Annotated in this window: 2 protein-coding genes; both read left to right on the top strand. The window is 43.8% G+C overall.

Annotated features, from left to right (window positions below; translation table 11 throughout):
- The first annotated feature begins 144 nt into the window (after nucleotides 1-144).
- Nucleotides 145-1,548, top strand: a complete 1,404-nt coding sequence (locus tag ACX5KA_RS11580; RefSeq protein WP_458731214.1) for a cytochrome-c peroxidase — start codon at nucleotides 145-147, stop codon at nucleotides 1,546-1,548.
- A 282-nt stretch (nucleotides 1,549-1,830) separates the two neighbouring features.
- On the top strand, nucleotides 1,831-3,510 hold the full coding sequence (locus ACX5KA_RS11575) for a methyl-accepting chemotaxis protein (protein WP_458731213.1): 1,680 nt from the start codon (nucleotides 1,831-1,833) through the stop codon (nucleotides 3,508-3,510).
- The last annotated feature ends 16 nt before the right edge of the window (nucleotides 3,511-3,526 follow it).

Raw genomic sequence — 3,526 nt, 5'->3', positions numbered from 1 at the left:
TTTATTCCTGAATTTGATGCGGAATGTCGGCTATATTATTTATTAAACAATTTTAATAAGTGTGCTTTCAACTAGCACCACCGCTGCTTCGTGGCCCTGATGCTTTGAAATTTAAACTTCGTTGAATGTAGTCAAGGTGAAGTCATGAAGTCGATTCCTTATATTCAAAATGTATTGATACTCACTAGTGTTATTACCGTATCGGGTTGTGGGGCAGATAAAGCGCGTACTGTCGAAGAAAGTTCGTTGTCTACGCAATTAATGACAACTTTAAACGAGCAATTAGATGGCGGCGCGGTAGGGCTTTTATTGCCTCAGTCTACAGATTTCTCAAGTATTCCCGCTGATCCAAATAACACTCTTACTGAAGAGAAGGTTTTTCTCGGTATGATGCTCTTTCATGAAACCGCCGTTGCAACGGAAGGGGTTCATGATCAACTGGTCAACACTTGGTCATGCGCAAGCTGTCACCATGCCGCTGCTGGCTTTAAATCTGGTGTTGTGCAGGGAATTGGAGAAGGCGGAACAGGTTTTGGTGTTGCTGGAAAAATGCGTGTCTTAGCCGAAGGCTTTGATAAATCAAGCACCGATCCTAGTCTGGTTCCCGATGTTCAACCGCTAACTTCCCCCAGTATTCTAAATACGGCTTATCAAGAAGTAATGCTTTGGAACGGTCAGTTTGGTAATCAGCATGGAGGGCTAGTTAATGCTAAATTACCTGATGAGATATTAGCTACGCCTGGTACGCCGAAAGCTGAAAATACACGTGGTTTAGGAGGCTTAGAAACCCAAGCAATTGCTGGCACAAAAGTGCATAGACTCAACACGTTCAACAACTCTCTCGTCCAGCAAAATATGGAATATCAATTGTTGTATGAAGCTGCATTTCCAGAGGGGGGCGACGATATTCTTGAAAATATGGGTAAGGCAATTGCCGCATATGAGAGAACGGTACTAGCAAATCGAGCGCCTTTCCAGCGTTGGTTACAAGGCGAAGACGCAGCGCTCACTGACCAAGAAAAGCGCGGCGCTTTACTTTTCTTTGGCAAAGCGGGTTGCGCAAGCTGTCATACTGGCCCCGCGTTGAGTTCGAAAGTAGGTGCTGCTAACGAAGAAATGTTTATGGCCATTGGCTTTGCCGACCTCGATACATCAAACCCCACAGTAACTGGCGTAGTAACTGAAAATGATGCGAAGGGTAGGGGCGGTTTTACTGGCCGAACAGAAGACAACTATAAGTTTAAGGTACCACAGCTCTATAACTTGAAAGATTCAAATGTGTTTGGTCACGGTGGAAGTTTCACGAGTGTTAAACAGGTGGTGTTATACAAGAACGCCGGTGTGCCACAAAAAAGACTGGCGGATGGCGTTATAGATGATCGTTTTGTGCCTTTGAATCTCAATGGCGAGGAAATTGATGATTTAGTCGCATTTTTGGAAGAAGGGCTTTATGACCCGCATCTGGAAAGATATATACCCGATGCTTTGCCATCAGGAGCATGTTTTCCTGTAGCAGATGAGCAATCTAAGATAGACCTAAACTGCTAACTCTAGATAGAAAAAGGGGGCCAACCGGCGACGCTAAGCAAAGGAAAACAAACTAAGAGCTTAGGTTCGTTACTTTTTGTCTTTTCATTACGATTTTTTCGTGTAAGTCATATCCCCCATGACTGCATTATATTTGTCTTTATTTGCCGCATAAAACAACGGTTAGATAATCGATTTGCGCTTATTCTAATGTTTCCTATACTGAAACGAGCTGCCTATTTTTACGGCAATTATAGGAGGTATCTCTTTCCTTATCCGTCTTGTTGAGCAGTAGTGTTTTACATGGAGTCTTTATTAGTGCGCTTGCTACAACGATTTTCTATTCTTCAGCTGTCTGTGTTGGGTGCGGGCATACTATTAATTAGTGTTGCATATTTGGCTTTCAAAGATATCAAACGGTCATTAGACGACACTCGAGCGGCTTCAACCGATATCGAAATGATAGCGCTAATTGCCACCGTGGAGTCTGTGGCGCACCATCATGCAGTTGAACGAGGGTTAACGGCCGGCTACTTAGGTAACCCAACCTCTAAAGGCCGAGAGAACGTTGAGGCTCAGCGCAAACAGGCAGATCGCGCAGAAGCGCAGTTAACCTCATTAATGCAAAATGATGGTGCGTACGGCGATAGGGTAACCAAAATTCTTAACCCACTACTTGGTTATTTGGGTAATAAACAGGCGCTAAGACGAGAGGTGGATAGTCAACAAGGTACGCGGGCATTTAGGTTCTACAGTTCTCTCAACGCATCAGCGCTGAATGCCGCTACGGCATTAACAATGTACGTTAACAACTTAGCGTCGAAAGAACAGTTGTCCAGCGCCATTCTTTTAGCGCAGTTAAAAGAGCGATTGGGGCAACAACGAGGGAAAGTGAATGGCGTAATAGCGCAACAAGAGGCCAGTGATACCGTCATAAGTGAGCTAAAGCGTTATCAACAAGAAATACAATATATTTCAGGAAAACTGGAAAACAGTTTACCTAAAGACAGTGTTGCGATGTTCACGAGAGCAATGACATCAGATAAAGCAACGTTGATAAACCGAACACTTAAAAACCTCAATTCAGGAAAAGTCGACGTTACTATGCTTCCTACTAACAGCGAATGGTTTGGGGCAGCGACATCACAAATCAATGATGTAAAGTCGATACTTGACAATATATGGGTACAAGTAAACAAAAATGCAAAAGACATGCACAGTGAAGCCTCGTTCGCACTGATACTTACACTCATCATTATTTTTGTCGGCATTGTGGTTATTACCCTTATCTATCGCGCGCTGTTATACATACTCAACACGCAACTCACTCGTCTTACACAAAATCTTTCAAAGATTGCTGAGAAAGGAGATTTGACGGTTGATGTAAAGATGCAGGTACAGAATGAACTTGGCACCGTTTCTATTGCGATTAATAAAACGATATTGGCACTTAAAGATTTAATCAGAGGGCTAGAGCAGTCTATTGACGCAAGCTCTCGCCTATCATCAGAATTAGAAGCCTCCTGTACGGAAATGGTACAGGATGCGGGAAAAACGCAACAACGCTCCCTTAATATCGCATCAGCGTTAGAAGAAATATCGGTAACGAGTACCGACATTGCTAAATCGGCCTTTGATACCCTAGCTGCGAGTAAATCATTGGATCAACTGGCAATTGAAGCTTTCGATATTAACGAGTCGATCAGAACGGCGATGAAGCAGTTAGAAGACGACATGACAGATGTTAAGGATAATGCTGCGGCTATGGAAAAGCAGGTGACCGATATCAGCAGCATACTTGAAACAATCAACACACTCTCAGATCAGACAAATTTATTGGCGCTTAATGCAGCTATAGAGGCTGCCCGTGCAGGAGAGCACGGCAGGGGGGTTGCCGTTGTTGCCGATGAGGTTCGCAAACTCGCACAGAGCAGTCGAGATGCTTCAGCTCAAATAGCCACACTGCTTAGTAAGCGATCTTAAATCAGCACTTTACGCA

It is taken from the genome of Alteromonas alvinellae (assembly GCF_902705805.1).
The sequence above is the reverse complement of the archived record's forward strand: the minus strand, read 5'-3'. Positions and strand labels throughout refer to the sequence as shown.